Below are 14,477 nucleotides of genomic sequence, written 5' to 3' on the forward strand. Positions count from 1 at the left end.
ACAGATACAACGATAACAAACGCACTTTCCTATGAGGGAGGTGCGTTGTTTCCATTTTGTGTAATTTAGTATAAGATGAGTGAGATAACGTTAAGCGATAATATGCGATACATAGTGAGTAGATTGCTAATTTTGATTGATGTAGAACGGAGAAGGGAGTGCAGGTATGCCACTTACCAACATTACACCAAGTACCGAAGAAGATTCAGCCTATGTCCGCCAGCAATTGGTGGCCTACAATGCGGCACATGTGAGTGAGGCTTTAAGGAACAGATACGAGGAACTTCATTTTCATATTCGAAACGAGGCAGGGCAGATTGTAGCAGGGGTACTGAGCACCTTATGCTGGAACTGGGTCGAGCTAGATATCTTGTGGGTTGATGCCAAAGAGAGGCACAAAGGGTATGGAACGAAACTGCTACAGGAGGTAGAGCGTTTGGCCCGGGAGAAGGGGTGTGATTTCATTATGCTGAACACCTTCTCATATCAGGCTCCTGAATTTTACCTAGAACATGGGTATGAGCTGATGACGATGATCGAGAATGCACCTACGGGACACCAACAATACTATTTCAAGAAGGATCTCATCAGATCAGAAGGAGCAGAGGCATCACGATGATTACAATTAAACAGATTGAACCGCAGGATTTGCCTGCGTTAAACCAGCTGTACCATGAATTGATGGGTACACCTCCCAATGAACAGCAGATGAATGCACAGCAAATGCAAAAGACGTTTCAACAAATGAAGAAACAGAGTCATTACTATGTGCTTGGAGCCTACGATCAGGATAAACTTGTGGGATCGGTTATGGGGGTTGAATGCATGGATCTGATGGGTACTTGCGAGCCGTTTATGGTCGTCGAAAATGTCATTGTCTCCGAACGGGTTCGCAGGCAGGGTGTTGGACAGAAGCTCATGCTTAAGATCGAACATATTGCCAAAGATTTGGGGTGTGCGTACATCATTCTGGTGTCTGGAGATCAGCGCAAGGAAGCCCATCGATTTTACGAGAAACTGGGCTTTAGAGACGAGAAGGTTCAGGGATACCGAAAACATTTATAAACGGCAGTATTCTTTCTATACACTGTAAAAAAAGGGAGTGAGCCCCTAGCGGACGCTCTCTTTTTTAGTGAGCGAACGGAAAAGGGGAGCCTTTTTTACAGCAGTATAGCGTATCCTACACCTATACTTTAGTAGCATATCGAGAAGGATAGATTTTTGTTAAACTTTAGGAAAAAGAATACATAGGAGGTTACCGAATATGCGTATCGTGGATAACATCAAAGTCTGGGGAGAACCGCTGGAGAATGCCGTCAGTCAGGCGGTGACTTGTTCAAAATATGGAGACGTGCTGGGCGTGGCCTTAATGGCCGATCATCACAAGGGATATTCACAGCCGATTGGCGGAGTGGTTGCTTATCGCAACATGATCAGTCCGTCAGGAGTGGGGTACGATATTGCCTGTGGCAACAAAGCAGTGCGCACGAACCTGATGTGGGATGATATTCGTGACCGGATTGCGGTCATTATGGATGATATTAATACAACGATCTCATTCGGCGTAGGGCGGAACAATCCAACCCCGGTGGAACATGAGTTGTTCGACGATCCGAACTGGAAGCTTTTTGATACCATCGAGAGCGGATTGCAACAGAAGCTGAAGACACTGGCGCGCAATCAACTCGGAACCGTGGGAAGCGGCAATCATTTTGTCGATATTTTTGTGGAAGAGAAAACGGGCAAGGTATGGATTGCCAATCATTTTGGCAGCCGTGGCTTCGGACATAAGGTAGCGAGTGGATTCCTTAATCTGGCGGCTGGACGAGAGTTCAGTGGCAAAGCACCGGGTGAATCGATGGATCAGCCCCCGACCCTGTTTGACCTGAACAGTGAAATGGGTGATATGTATTGGGCGGGTATGACGCTGGCGGGTCGTTATGCCTATGCCGGAAGGGATTACGTGATTGAACAGGTGCTGGATATCCTTGGAGCGAGTGCTGAATATGCCGTACATAATCATCATAACTTTGCGTGGAAAGAGCAGCATATGGGCGAGGAAGTCGTCGTTGTTCGTAAAGGAGCGACACCGCTTGCACCGGGCCAGCTTGGCTTTGTCGGCGGGAGTATGGGGGATATTTCGGTCATTGTAGAAGGCATTCATAGTGAGGAGAATACGGAGTCTTTCCGCAGTACGGTTCACGGGGCAGGACGAATCATGAGTCGTACGCAGGCGGCAGGCAAAATGAATTACAAACTTCGCACGCGTATGGGCGGCGAAATTAGTGAAGAACAGATGCAAGCAGCCATTCGAGCGTATGGTGTGGAGCTCCGTGGAGCAGGTACAGATGAGAGCCCGTTTGTCTACAAAAAATTGCAAGACGTGTTGTATGCACATGTCAATACGCTCAAAATCAATCATGTACTGCGCCCGGTAGGCGTAGCGATGGCGGGTGGCAATGAGTTCGACCCCTACAAGGATTAATCGAAGATCAACCTGCGGATAACAGCGATTGGAAGGTTGTTCTGTCTTTGGAGTGGCCTGTGTAAAATCTTTAGTCTAACTTAACAAGAATTCAGACACAAGAAGGAGGGCGAACACCCCATGAGAAACTGTGCGATATACAGCTCCCAGTTTGACCTGGATCAGTTGTATGAAATGATCCAATCCATCTATCCTGATGCCGCCATCCAGCGAAGAGAAGACCATACGCACATACAGGTGATTCAGAAGAAATGGTTTAGCAAAAAAACAAAGGGTTTCAACATCATGACCAGCCAGACGCATCCCGAGGAGTTCGGCACGATGATTCAAGGTATGCTTGGGTTTATGAGTCAGATCGAAGGGCGCAATGCTGCGCTTCAGGAAAAGGTACTGATTAAATGCTCCACCCTGAACATGGTGATCGGCATCGAGACAGAGGAAGATATCTCGGAAGAGTTCTTTAACGAGTTATTACAACTGGCTGAAGCGCTGGATGCCGTCATTTTCTGGGGAGGTGGCTCCCTACTGAATGCTCAGGGTCAGGTGCTTCTGGATGTAAACGGAGAATCCGAAGTAGAGGATTACACGGTAACCGCACACACGAGTTATCTGGATGACACTCGTCCACCCTCAGTGGATGCTGTGGACCGCAAGGCACGTTCAGAGCAGCGATTAGCGGCGCAAGGTGTTCCGTATAATGCCAATCTGCCTGCAAGAGCGGGAGAACAGGACACGACGATTCGAACGAAGGAAGAGGTTACGCAGCGTGCTGTAGCTCTCTGTATAGCCGCCCTAAAAGGTGAGTGCCTGGGAGCAGGTGAGAGTAACGATGACACCGCGGCGCTTGTGCAGGAAGTCATCGACAAGTATGATGCGTCCGCCTTCTTTTCTCCGGATGAAAAGTCTTTTCTGGATCAGCATGGAGCACAGCAGCAAGAGGTCATTCGCTTCTCTTGGGGATATGAGGCATACCATGTCATGCTATGGGCACTAGGGTACGTGGAAGAATTGAGTGCACCTACTGAGCTTTGCAACGTAAGTAAGGACGTTGGTTATCTACAGCAAAAGGACAGCTACGCAGAGTTCCTGTCGGATGCCACTCTTCGCAGCAAAGCTGAAATTTTGGACGAGGCCGACTTGATTTATCGGTACAATTGGGTCTGTGTAAACAGCAGAATTAAAGAGGAGTTACCACCTGCAGGTTTAAACCCCGGTGTAGCTTATGAACGGCATCGCGCCCTTAACTGGCTGATCTGTTATCTCGATCAAGCGTGGGATGAGGTACGGACGGATACGTAAAAAAGATTAAACTGAAAAGAGCCATCGACTAGATTGTTTATCTAATCGGTGGCTCTTAATTATGTGTTATTCGATAGATGAGGTTACTGAGGGAGAAATCATGGCTTGAATTGCAGGAAACAAGTTCTCGCTGCTCGTAAATAAAATGTAGGATTGATGAGTGGTTCGGATCAGAATCCGCTCGGTTGAACGAGCATAACCGATTCGGACAGCTGAAGGCTCACTTCCTCCATAGGTGTTATCTAAAGTTACAGATGTGATTTGTGAAATGGGAATTTCAATCTTGGTAAACTGCCAGCGTATGATCAATTGGTCCTTTACTTGTTTTGCGCTTACAGCAAACACAGGATGACCTCCTTATTCTTTTGTGCAAGTTTGTAAAAATAAAATGCTAGGAGATGCAAAACGACGAAATCGTTATGCATAAACGATAGTTTCAGTTTATCATTTATGGTTAAAAATCCCTAATTAATAAATGGCAATTCAATTAGATTTGCAACATAAGATATAATGTATGATTGGTTAAAGGAGTGAAGTAGTCATGAAAGAGCTTGTTGAGATATGTGAATATGATCCAGAATGGGTGGAGAATTACTTCATTGAGCGTGAACAAGTGATGAGGGTGCTGAAAGACATTTTTGTAGAGATGGAGCATATCGGAAGCACATCCGTACCAGGACTTGGGGCGAAATCCTTGATTGATATGATGGCAGGTGTGTCTGATCTTCAGGATGTGAAACAAAAGCATATCGATTTATTGTCAGCACTGGGTTATGAATACGTACCCAAACCTGAGTTTCCAGAACGTCTTTTTTTTCGAAAAGGGGAGTGGCGAGCTGGCACCCATCATCTGCATATTTACAAATATCAGGGGAAGGCTTGGAAGAATCAGCTGGCCTTTCGCAATGCACTCACAAGTGATCCTGGCTTAATGAAGGCCTATGATACATTGAAAAGAGAGTTGGCTCGGCAATTCCGTAATGATCGGGTCGGATATACGATTGGTAAAGCTTCGTTTATACAGTCTGTAATAGAGAATGCCAGTAAGGAATAGGGCTAGATAGATAGAGATAGACTTGAACCAGCTGGCATCAAACCTGAGTTGTTGAAGTAATCCCATCTTCTGCAAGGAGAGCATCAGCATGAAAAACCTCGATGGTTACCATTATTTTGAGACGAATGCAGGTCCCTTCCGTAATCTCTCCAGCCTGTCTCCAAGAGAAGTGGAGGCGATTTCGCAACAGATTCGGCAGAAGGGCCGAGTATTTGCGAGTAAGCGTTCATCCGACTACATAACAATCAGAAGAGAGCTTGAACAGCTGGCATATGAGAAGTTCACATATAAAGGGGGAAAGCCGACTCAGGACTATCCCCATTATCTCACGCTAGGTGTATGCCCCTGGCTGGAAACATGGTACAAGGAGCCGAACCATATCATCATTCCATGGGAAGCATTGCCGGCAGAAGTTGTGAGCTTTACGTACGGTGATCTCTTCCCAACGATGCGTTATGAAGACGATAAATCCTATCGCAAGCAGGTTTATACCAAAGACGAAATCGGTGAATTGATTCAGTCTTATGGTTTGCCGCAGGAGTGGAATCGAACGGGCGAACATGGGCCCGAACGATATATTGAAATTCAAGTCTGGGACAACGAGGTTATACGGGCATATCGTTAAATCCACTAATGACGATGCTTTATTTACGTTTACGATTGAATAGAACGTAGCTTGGCTTTCGATTGTTCAGAGCCATCTTAAGCGGGTTTAACACGAAGGAATAATCCCAGCAAACCGAGAATAGCAAAAGCCAGAAAAGCGACCGTGCTTGAAAATACCTCAATGCTGTATCCCGCCATAAATGATCCTAGGAATTGACCCACGCCCAGCGCGAGAAATGCAAGACTAATGCCGATGGAGACATTCGGCTGGAACAGTCTCGTTGCCCACACGATGAATATACTTGTGAGAAAAATGTACGTGCTACCGAACAGGACGGCTGAAACCAGACTTGCCGTCATCGAAGGCAGAACAATAACGCCAAGCGAAATGGATAACAACAGGATACCTATACGATAAGACCAGCCTAACTCAATCCGTTCTATAATCCGACCCGCACTTCCGCCGAGTATGCCTGTCACGCCCATAACAATCCAGAACAAGACGGCTTCCGAATCGGAGGCCCCTTTCTCGTCCGTTAGAAAGTTTCGGGCGAAAGTCCAATAGATCGCAGAGCTTGCGCCTGTTAACATACAAGCCATAAGCAAAGCCGATCCCGGTCTGGTGGGTCTCATGCAAGACCAGATGGACTTCGTACAAGGGAGTGTTTTGGTAGCGGGAATCGCATGTCGGTTCCATAGCAGTACGGTTATTCCGATGAGGGCGAACAGAATATAACTTATACGCCAGTAATCGGTGAATAGCAAGTAGAGTGGACCGGAGACGATAATGCCAAAGCTGGTGCCTGTATTGATCCAGCTGTTCCCTCTGGCGTGCAGATCTGGTGCGAGTTCTGCGCTTACTGCATTCCCGAGGGCTGGAGATGCCCATCCTGTGCTGAGTCCGGCAAGAAATACGCTGACTGCAAGCAGCCAGGTATCATGTGCCAGTCCGATGCCGATCAAGCCAAGAATAGCGCTGATTCCAGCAAGTTGAATGACGTAATGGTGCCCTTTGTGATTAATGATAAGCGGCGCAGTAAGAAGGGCAAGACAATAAGCAATATAGGTTGCCGAGTTAATGGCCCCGGATGCCGATTCGGATAATTGTAAAGCCTCGGAGATTTCTGGCATAAACAGTCCGTAACTGAAACGCCCAAAAGCATAACATACTGCGATCAGGGCAACGCCAGGAAGGACTATCTTTTTCATTGAATTTCACCGCCTTATTTTAGATAGAACGATCATTATACTTCTTATGAAAATAAAAAAGTGAGTTGAAATATGAACTCACCCTTTGTGTTATGAATTGAAACTATTTTGAGTCATGTGAATCAGTTCCCGGCAGACCTCTTTTACATTTTCCGTTTCGGCCAGCGCCGTCGAACCCTCTAACAACAGCATAAATTGCATGATGCTTCGATCATTTGCCTCGGGATCACTTTTTTTTATCAGGGTTATGAGGTGTTTTTTGTGACCGTTAACGGTTTGTACGATAACATGGTTTTGATCAGCCCCGAATTCTTCCTTCGCTCGTAAAAAAAGACATCCTCTGGCTTCATGCTCCATCAGCCACTTGGCATGACCCTCAGCCAGATTGAGAAAGACGGACTGTGCCTTATTATCTGCATATATACGTAGTTGCTCCAGATAGCGCTGTTCGCGGCGCAGAAGCACCTCGACAATCAGGTCTTCCTTGGATGCAAAGTGATTATATAACGTCATGATGGCCACGTCAGCATCGGTAATGATCCGTTTTAGGCCAATGGCATGAAAGCCATGCAGATAGAACAGGTCCTCAGACACGTTAAGAAGCGTTTCCTTTTTGCTACTCATAATCGCTTGGGCCTCTCCTTTCACCCATTTTTCAGTAAAAATAGAATGATCATTATATCCAAAATATAGAATGTGTATATCGATGTCAATCTGAAATGACCGTTTCAATCTCCAGCCGCCCAAAGTTTTCGATCCATTCAGTAGGGCAGCTTGAATCCGTAATCACCATGGATATGTGATCGGCAGGTGCAATTCTGGCAAACGTGGAGCGTCCAAACTTGGTGTGATCCGCCACCAGGATGGCTTCTTCGGCGCGTTCCATCATTTTACGCGAGATCAGGGCTTCCTCCAGTACATAATCGGTAATTCCATCGGTGAAGGAAACACCTCCAGCCGAAATGAACGCTTTGTTCACTTTGAACTGGTCAAGTATCTCATGTGCCCCAGGCCCAGTGGCGGCTTGAACAGCAGTGTTGATTTCGCCTCCAGCAAAAATGATTTTACCTGTAAAAGATTCTAGGGCAATAGTCAGGATGGGTACAGAATTCGTAATCACCGTGATAAGGGAGCGATGTTGCAATTGGCGCATGATTTCGAGTGTGGTTGTGCCGTTGTCCAGCATGATGGTTTCGCCGTCTTCAATCAACGAAGCTGCCGCGGCGGCAATAGCCTGCTTTTCTTGAACTTGCAACTGTGAGCGCTTCTGGAAGGGCGCTTCGATCATACCTGAGCGGACACGTACAGCGCCCCCGTACACTTTACGTAATTCACCTTCCTTCTCCAGCCGATCCAGATCCCGCCTTATGGTTTCCGTGGATACCTGAAATAGCTGAGCCAACGTTTGTACCTGAACTTTGCCTTGTGTGGCAAGCTGGGCAAGGATCGTCTGTTTTCGCTCCTCATATGTTAACGACATTCAAATTCCGCCTCCGTTACGTTCTTTTATAGAAGTTTGGCCTTTGTGTGGATTGTTGTTGTTTTTAACAGTTTAAGTTGATGAAAATCACTTGTCAATTTCATTCGGTAAATATGGTTGTTAGATATCAAGAGATGAGTTGACAGAGGATAGATGTGGCGATATTATCAAATGAAACAACTAAAAACCACAATAAACCACATTTTAAAACGGATTGAACACGAGTTATTTCAAGCACTAATCAGCAATACATATAACCAATAGATCTAACTGCATGAATGAAGTGAAGCTTATTGCTCGCGTTCAATGCGTATTCATGTGGTATTCGGGAGGACAACACAGTGAAACGACCGCTTACTTTTCGTGAAAATGGAACCTTTACCATCGTACAATTTACCGATATACACTGGAAAGACGGACGGCCTGAAGATCTGCGAAGCCGGCGGATGATGCAATCAATCATCGAACTGGAACAGCCGGATCTGGTTATTTTCACAGGAGATGTGATCTACACCGGGCCTGTCGATTCGGGAAATCAGGCGTGCGAGCATCCGGAGCAGGCTTTTCGCGATGCTGTCTCGGCTGTGGAGGCGTGTGGGATTCCGTGGGCTTTTGTGTTTGGCAATCATGATGCCGAGCAACGAATCAATCCAGTAGAGCTCATGCGTGTAGTTCAGGAGCATGCGCATAGTGTGACGGAAGCGGGGCCGCGTGATATTGCAGGATTGGGCAATTACACGCTGGAGATTGCCGGGGCGAATGGACTTCCGGCAGCCGTGTTGTATCTGCTCGATTCCGGGAGTTATTCGACCGTGGAATCGATCCCCGGTTATGGTTGGATTCAGCAGAGTCAGCTCCGATGGCTGATGGATGAATCCACACGCGTCAATCCCGGCCGCAGCCCGGGGGATAAGCTACCAGCCTTGGCGTTTTTCCATATCCCGATTCCGGAATATCAACTGATGTGGAACAGTCGAGTTTGCTATGGCAACAAATATGAACCTGTCTGCTGTGCGCAAGTCAATTCGGGTTTGTTTGCTGCACTGCTGGAGATGGGGGATGTAATGGGTACGTTCTGCGGACACGACCATGTGAATGATTTTCACGGCCGGTATCAAGGGATACGTCTTTGTTACGGGCGTTCGAGTGGTCATAGTACCTACGGAAGGGAAGGTATGCTACGCGGAGGACGTGTCATTCAGATGCGTGAAGGTGAGCGGGAGTTTAATACCTGGCTTCGTCTGGAGGATGGATCGGTGGTGAATGAACAGCCGGAGCATCAACCGGAGACCGCGACGTAAGGTATTCTAGAGTGTACTATAGCGTGGCAAGGGAAATAGAAAGAGAGAAGCAAATAAGCAAGGAAAACAGAGAGGGACGTATACAGCATGATTTTACCGTTAATTCTGGTGCTTGCTTCAGGAATGGCACATGCCGTCTGGAGTATGTTTACAAAACGAAGTTTGAACAAAAGTGTTTTTCTATGGTCGATTATGATGATTCCCACCGTATTGCTGCTGCCTGTGCTGGTGGTGGAATTGTCCTGCGAGTCGTTACCCGTGTCAGCTTATGCGCTGTTGATCGTGTCGATGGCACTTCAGGCGTTATACTCCTGGCTGTTGTCTCAGACGTATGAGCTTGGTGATCTGTCTCAGATCTATCCGATTATGCGGGGCACGAGTACGTTGCTGGTGCCGTTGATCGGGGTTGCTTTTCTAGGAGAAAGGTTGTCGGGATTCGGATGGTTAGGCATTGCCTGTATGATTGTTGGTTTCATCGTTCTTAGCGGTGTGGGGAGCAGGAAGGGACAAGCAGGCTCTGGAATGAAGGGGGCGAAGCCAGTTCTGATGGCCTTGTGTGTGGGGTTATGTACGACGAGTTATGTATTTGTGGACAAATTAAATCTGCAACATATTTCGCCCTTGGCGTTGCTTGAGGTTACGAATATTGGTTTTGTGGCTGGATTAACGCCAGCGCTGCTCGCTTCAGCTGGCTTGCGTCAGGAATGGAAGGTCAATCGTTCGACGATTTTGCTTGGGGCTTTGCTGAATCCGGGATCATATCTGCTCTTTCTATTTGCACTGGAACAGGCTCCGATGGCCAGATTGGGCCCGCTTCGGGAAGTGGGTACGGTATTTGCGGCTTTTCTCGGGATTTGGTTATTAAAAGAACAGCAGGGAATGAAACGGATTCTCTGTTCCATCGTTATTTTTGGCGGCATTCTCCTGATTGGTGTGTGGGGATAGGGTAGGAAGACATCGGTCAAAAGAAAGCACAAAATGACAGGCTTCTCTACCCTTCTTCGTGTATCATGATAAGCAAGGAGTGATGCAGTACATGAAATGGATTGAAGCCATACAGAAGTCGATTCAATATATAGAAGAGCATTTACTGGAGCCTATGAAGACGGATCAGATTGCGGCGCATGCGCATATGTCGGGATTTCATTTTCAACGTATCTTTGGTTTAATGACCGACGTTACCGTGGCGGAGTACATCCGGCGCAGAAGATTGACACTGGCGGCCAATGAACTGTTGCAGGGAGATCCCAAAATTATGGATTTGGCCTTCAAGTATGGCTATGATACGCCTGAATCGTTCACCAAGGCTTACCGCAGACAACATGGAATATCGCCAAGCGAAACCCGAAAGTCCGGTGCCTCAGTCCAGTCGTATAATCGACTCGTTATTCAAGTCAGTTTACAAGGAGCAGAGCCAATGAAACATCATATTGTCGAACAAGAGGCATTTTCCATCGCAGGCATCAAACAACGCTTTTCATATGTGGATGGGCAGCATTTGCAGGGGATTCCTAATATGTGGGAGGAAGCGTATCACAGCGGTGCAGAGGATCGGATAGCTGCATTGAATAACGGGGTTATCCCGGGTTTGCTAGGGGTGTGTGTAGATCAGGGCGAGATCGAGGACAAGCAGATGGAGTACTGGATTGCAACAACGTATGAAGGGGAGCAACCGGAAGGGCTATCTACGTTCACGTTCCCCGCGAGTAAATGGGTGGTTTTCGAGGTTGAGGAACCGATGCCTCAGGGAATACAAAAGCTGTGGAAACGTATTGTAGGTGAATGGTTCCCTTCAAATGCATACGAACATGCCTGGCTGCCTGAACTGGAAGTCTACCGCGGCATGAAACATGCGCCTCAAATCTGGATACCGATTAAATAGCCCTCTAATAAGTATTGAATATCTGGATCGTAAGCGTTAATTATCTTCACCAATGATCATCAATCAATATGACATCATAACTCCGCTCAGGAATCGTGATTTTCAGGCGTGCATTCGTTTTGGATGTACATGAAAATGACAGCTTGAGGGGAGTTGTTTATTTTATTCCAGGGTTCGAAACATGTTATATTAAAAAACAGTAGTCTCATCCACCCCTAAGAACGACGGACGGCCAAGCTGGAATGAAGATATCGGATTCGAGTAGGTCAAGGAGGATTTGCTGTGCAATATGAAGAACGACTTGTGCAAACGTTGCGACAACATGAGCAGATCATGCAGGATCTGCGGATTGTACGTTTGCTAGAGTTGCCCGATTGTTATATCGGTGCGGGTTATATTCGTAATTACATATGGGATGATCTTCATGGATTTACCAGACGGGAGCTGCATAGCGATATTGATGTTGTTTATTTTAATGCTGCCGATCTTCGAGAGGAACGGGATTACGAACTGGAGCAGGAGCTGTGTACTGCAACAGGTAACACGAAGTGGTCGGTTAAAAATCAGGCCAGGATGCACCTGCGTAACGGAGACATGCCGTATCGCTCGACTGAAGATGCACTGCGCTTTTGGCCTGAGCAAGTAACAGCCATCGGTGTACAACTACATGCTGACGATCAAATCAGGATATGTGCCCCTTATGGGCTGGAGGATCTGTATGCGTTGGTTGTTCGCAAAAGTCCGGCGTTTATGAACGCGGCCTACTATAACGAACGTGTGTGCAAAAAGAATTGGCAACAGCACTGGCCCAAGCTCACGATTGTAAGGGCATAATATAACAAGTGTGGATGTCTATGTATGGGAAGGAGTGTTGCTGTACTGATACAGAAATTTTTACGGGAGAAAGGATATATTTTGGATCTGATCCTGCTGGCGTGTTTGGTTTTCTTTCTGATCTTTTGGGGCTGGAACTTTGCCGTGAAATTTTTTACTCTCCTCGCGGCAACCTTTATCATATTAAGACGGATTGATTATGAGAAACACATCTGGCTGAAACGCGGGTTGTTGGTCGTTTTCGGCATTGGCGCCGTCTCCTTTATCATTATTGAAGCTCTGGTATTTACCCAGCTTGGTTCAAAGGAAGAGGAGCAAGCGGACTATGTCATCATACTTGGGTCGGGCATCAAGGGCACCGAATTGTCACTGACCTTGAAACAAAGGTTGGATGCCAGTCTGGATTATATTCGCACTCACCCGCAGACTCCAGTTATTGTATCTGGTGGACAGGGGCCAGGTGAATCCATTCCTGAAGCCCTTGCGATGAAAAATTACCTGGTGGATCAGGGCATTGCCCCTGCTCAGATCATCATGGAGGATCGCTCGACAAGTACGCAGGAAAATTTGGCTTTTTCTAAAAAAATCATTCTTGCTTCCGGGCTGGAACATCCCAAAATTATGATTGTCACAAGTGATTACCACATGTTCAGGTCGAAATATATTGCGGCCAAAAACGGATACGCTGCAGAATACGGTATATCCGCTCCTTCACCGGGGTACTTAAAGCCGATTAATATGATTCGTGAATATTTTGGCACTGTGAAGGCGTTTTTATAGTCAAACGAGAAACAGGACGAAGCGGAAGGAATAAAAATGCTTCGTCCTGTTTTCTATTTTTTATGGTGAACACTACATTAAACTTGGGTGGACAGACTCATTTTTTTGCAGAATCGCTAGAAGCAGCTCTAAGCTCAGTTGCTCTGGACTCGGCAGCTGCTCTGGAGTTGTCAGGTGCAATTGTAGCCTCAGAGACCTTATCTCGAGGAGAAGTGGTTCTGGATGCAGCCGCTGGAACAGTAGCCTCTCTGGAATTGTCAGGTGCAATTGTAGCCTCAGAGACCTCATCACGAGGAGAAGTGGTTCTGGAAGCAGCCGCTGGAACAGTAGCCTCTCTGGAGTTGTCAGGTGCAATTGTAGCCTCAGAGACCTCATCACGAGGAGAAGTGGTTCTGGAAGCAGCCGCTGGAACGGTAGCCTCTCTGGAGCTGTCAGGTACAATTACGGCTTCAGAGACTTCATCTCGAGGTGTAGAAGCACTAGGTTCGGTGGCTCGACTGGCAGTCTCTCTGGAGTTGTCAGGTACAATTATAGCTTCAGTGGCTCCACGCTCTACTTTGGGCGTATGGCTCGATGCCCATACAGCTGTAGACGTACTTGCTACAGCAATTAAACAAACGGATGAAATTGTTATGATCCAATGTTTCTTTTTCATTTTTTTGACATCAAACATCATCGTAAGTCTCCTTTTTAATTGTTTTCCCTCCCCTGAAAGGGATGAGCAAAATTGCACAGGCAAGTTTCGCGCCCCTGCGGTGACATTTAAAATGGTTTCGCCATAACGTTTGCGATCTTCGATGGACATCTTCTGGACAACCTTTTCATCACAAGAAAATTCACTCCAGGTGTGAATCTCTTGGCGAAGGAGGTGAACGAGAGGATTGAACCAGTGCAAAGCGCTGACCGCTAGAGTGAGTGCCTTGACCCACAAATCTTTATGTTTAAGGTGAGTTAATTCATGGTGATAAACAAGACCCATATTCAAGTGAGCTGTACCCGCTTGAGGCAAATAAATCGTAGGTTTCGTTAAACCGACCAGCACGGGACTTCGTAACATTGGACTATATGCCAGGTTGACATGCTGCCGAATACCTAACTTTTCTTTGATCATGGGGAGCAGTAAGGCGGCCTCACTATTTTCTTTTACATCTGACTGTGTACGTTTCAACGCATGGATGAATCTGTAATAACAATAGATCTGCCACGTCGTATAACCGAGAACGCCTACTCCCCAAGCACTGAGCAAAACATACGCCGCCGTAGAAGATATCGTCCATTCTGGGGTAAGCGCTCCTTCAAGCATACCGTTCAAAAAGTTAGATTGTTCAAGGTTTCGGTTTGAAGCATGATGAAAAAGACTGGAGAACCATGTCATTCCGAACGATAGGGGCAGTACATAAAAGGCGAAAGCCATTTTACTCAGCCCGTAACGCCAGGAAGCGGGGAAAAGATGTACCGGCAGAAGGCGCAAGGCAAGAATGCAAGCAGCGGCAATGCTTCCAGCCACCGTCAACGTTATCAGCAGATCAATAAAGAGATTCATGCGC

At 46.8% G+C, this 14,477-nt stretch carries 16 protein-coding genes; 11 read left to right on the forward strand and 5 right to left on the reverse strand.

What is annotated here, in order from left to right:
* Positions 1-166: 166 nt before the first annotated feature.
* The 4 genes from MHI38_RS24550 (at position 167) to MHI38_RS24565 (ending at position 3,784) form a co-directional block, all read left to right on the forward strand.
* Positions 167-619 carry a GNAT family N-acetyltransferase gene (locus tag MHI38_RS24550; protein WP_341181811.1) on the forward strand — a complete coding sequence of 151 codons (453 nt, stop codon included), beginning with the start codon at positions 167-169 and terminating at the stop codon, positions 617-619.
* Positions 616-1,065: a GNAT family N-acetyltransferase gene (locus MHI38_RS24555; protein ID WP_251502545.1), complete on the forward strand. Its 450-nt coding sequence runs from the start codon at positions 616-618 to the stop codon at positions 1,063-1,065. The genes MHI38_RS24550 and MHI38_RS24555 overlap by 4 nt, the downstream gene beginning before the upstream one ends.
* Positions 1,066-1,264: 199 nt before the next feature.
* Complete coding sequence (locus MHI38_RS24560; protein WP_341181812.1) at positions 1,265-2,485, forward strand: RtcB family protein; 1,221 nt, start codon at positions 1,265-1,267, stop codon at positions 2,483-2,485.
* Positions 2,486-2,605: 120 nt separating this feature from the next.
* Positions 2,606-3,784, forward strand: a complete 1,179-nt coding sequence (locus tag MHI38_RS24565; protein WP_154958303.1) for a DUF4272 domain-containing protein — start codon at positions 2,606-2,608, stop codon at positions 3,782-3,784.
* A 66-nt stretch (positions 3,785-3,850) separates the two neighbouring features.
* On the opposite strand, the gene MHI38_RS24570 is transcribed toward MHI38_RS24565, so the two are convergent.
* Positions 3,851-4,129: a SunI/YnzG family protein gene (locus tag MHI38_RS24570; RefSeq protein WP_341181813.1), complete on the reverse strand. Its 279-nt coding sequence runs from the start codon at positions 4,127-4,129 to the stop codon at positions 3,851-3,853.
* A 196-nt stretch (positions 4,130-4,325) separates the two neighbouring features.
* Between MHI38_RS24570 and MHI38_RS24575 the strand changes: the two genes are divergently transcribed.
* Both MHI38_RS24575 and MHI38_RS24580 read left to right on the forward strand, forming a co-directional pair.
* Positions 4,326-4,838: a GrpB family protein gene (locus MHI38_RS24575; protein WP_154886989.1), complete on the forward strand. Its 513-nt coding sequence runs from the start codon at positions 4,326-4,328 to the stop codon at positions 4,836-4,838.
* 88 nt (positions 4,839-4,926) lie between these two features.
* Complete coding sequence (locus MHI38_RS24580; protein WP_154886987.1) at positions 4,927-5,463, forward strand: hypothetical protein; 537 nt, start codon at positions 4,927-4,929, stop codon at positions 5,461-5,463.
* Positions 5,464-5,540: 77 nt separating this feature from the next.
* On the opposite strand, the gene MHI38_RS24585 is transcribed toward MHI38_RS24580, so the two are convergent.
* The 3 genes from MHI38_RS24585 to MHI38_RS24595 all read right to left on the reverse strand — a co-directional run bounded on the left by MHI38_RS24585 (position 5,541) and on the right by MHI38_RS24595 (position 8,133).
* Positions 5,541-6,653: an MFS transporter gene (locus MHI38_RS24585; protein ID WP_154886985.1), complete on the reverse strand. Its 1,113-nt coding sequence runs from the start codon at positions 6,651-6,653 to the stop codon at positions 5,541-5,543.
* A gap of 90 nt (positions 6,654-6,743) precedes the next feature.
* Entirely contained in the window at positions 6,744-7,277 is a 534-nt protein-coding gene (locus tag MHI38_RS24590; protein WP_154886983.1) for a TetR/AcrR family transcriptional regulator, read from the reverse strand.
* 85 nt (positions 7,278-7,362) lie between these two features.
* The gene (locus MHI38_RS24595; RefSeq protein WP_154886981.1) at positions 7,363-8,133 is read right to left on the reverse strand and encodes a DeoR/GlpR family DNA-binding transcription regulator; all 771 of its coding nucleotides are present in this window, start codon (positions 8,131-8,133) and stop codon (positions 7,363-7,365) included.
* A gap of 341 nt (positions 8,134-8,474) precedes the next feature.
* Between MHI38_RS24595 and MHI38_RS24600 the strand changes: the two genes are divergently transcribed.
* The 5 genes from MHI38_RS24600 (at position 8,475) to MHI38_RS24620 (ending at position 12,930) form a co-directional block, all read left to right on the forward strand.
* Positions 8,475-9,434: a metallophosphoesterase family protein gene (locus tag MHI38_RS24600; RefSeq protein WP_154886979.1), complete on the forward strand. Its 960-nt coding sequence runs from the start codon at positions 8,475-8,477 to the stop codon at positions 9,432-9,434.
* Between the two features lie 87 nt (positions 9,435-9,521).
* A complete protein-coding gene (locus MHI38_RS24605; protein ID WP_154886977.1) occupies positions 9,522-10,379 on the forward strand; it encodes an EamA family transporter in 858 nt (285 codons plus the stop codon).
* 91 nt (positions 10,380-10,470) lie between these two features.
* Positions 10,471-11,316 carry an AraC family transcriptional regulator gene (locus MHI38_RS24610; protein ID WP_154886975.1) on the forward strand — a complete coding sequence of 282 codons (846 nt, stop codon included), beginning with the start codon at positions 10,471-10,473 and terminating at the stop codon, positions 11,314-11,316.
* Between the two features lie 282 nt (positions 11,317-11,598).
* Complete coding sequence (locus MHI38_RS24615) at positions 11,599-12,150, forward strand: nucleotidyltransferase family protein (RefSeq protein ID WP_261769178.1); 552 nt, start codon at positions 11,599-11,601, stop codon at positions 12,148-12,150.
* A gap of 24 nt (positions 12,151-12,174) precedes the next feature.
* A complete protein-coding gene (locus tag MHI38_RS24620) occupies positions 12,175-12,930 on the forward strand; it encodes a YdcF family protein (protein WP_222592161.1) in 756 nt (251 codons plus the stop codon).
* Positions 12,931-13,027: 97 nt separating this feature from the next.
* On the opposite strand, the gene MHI38_RS24625 is transcribed toward MHI38_RS24620, so the two are convergent.
* Positions 13,028-14,473 (reverse strand): M56 family metallopeptidase, encoded by a 1,446-nt coding sequence (locus MHI38_RS24625; RefSeq protein ID WP_154886972.1) that lies wholly within the window; start codon positions 14,471-14,473, stop codon positions 13,028-13,030.
* Between the last annotated feature and the right edge of the window lie 4 nt (positions 14,474-14,477).

Source organism: Paenibacillus sp. FSL K6-1558 (assembly GCF_038002565.1).
GTDB classification, from domain to species: domain Bacteria; phylum Bacillota; class Bacilli; order Paenibacillales; family Paenibacillaceae; genus Paenibacillus; species Paenibacillus polysaccharolyticus.

Coding starts and splice junctions, on each gene's coding strand:
- MHI38_RS24580 (WP_154886987.1), top strand. CDS start 4,927: ATGAAAAACCTCGATGGTTACCATTATTTTGAGACGAATGCAGGTCCC.
- MHI38_RS24595 (WP_154886981.1), bottom strand. CDS start 8,133: ATGTCGTTAACATATGAGGAGCGAAAACAGACGATCCTTGCCCAGCTT.
- MHI38_RS24560 (WP_341181812.1), top strand. CDS start 1,265: ATGCGTATCGTGGATAACATCAAAGTCTGGGGAGAACCGCTGGAGAAT.
- MHI38_RS24625 (WP_154886972.1), bottom strand. CDS start 14,473: ATGAATCTCTTTATTGATCTGCTGATAACGTTGACGGTGGCTGGAAGC.
- MHI38_RS24575 (WP_154886989.1), top strand. CDS start 4,326: ATGAAAGAGCTTGTTGAGATATGTGAATATGATCCAGAATGGGTGGAG.
- MHI38_RS24620 (WP_222592161.1), top strand. CDS start 12,175: ATGGGAAGGAGTGTTGCTGTACTGATACAGAAATTTTTACGGGAGAAA.
- MHI38_RS24585 (WP_154886985.1), bottom strand. CDS start 6,653: ATGAAAAAGATAGTCCTTCCTGGCGTTGCCCTGATCGCAGTATGTTAT.
- MHI38_RS24565 (WP_154958303.1), top strand. CDS start 2,606: ATGAGAAACTGTGCGATATACAGCTCCCAGTTTGACCTGGATCAGTTG.
- MHI38_RS24590 (WP_154886983.1), bottom strand. CDS start 7,277: ATGAGTAGCAAAAAGGAAACGCTTCTTAACGTGTCTGAGGACCTGTTC.
- MHI38_RS24605 (WP_154886977.1), top strand. CDS start 9,522: ATGATTTTACCGTTAATTCTGGTGCTTGCTTCAGGAATGGCACATGCC.
- MHI38_RS24555 (WP_251502545.1), top strand. CDS start 616: ATGATTACAATTAAACAGATTGAACCGCAGGATTTGCCTGCGTTAAAC.
- MHI38_RS24550 (WP_341181811.1), top strand. CDS start 167: ATGCCACTTACCAACATTACACCAAGTACCGAAGAAGATTCAGCCTAT.
- MHI38_RS24610 (WP_154886975.1), top strand. CDS start 10,471: ATGAAATGGATTGAAGCCATACAGAAGTCGATTCAATATATAGAAGAG.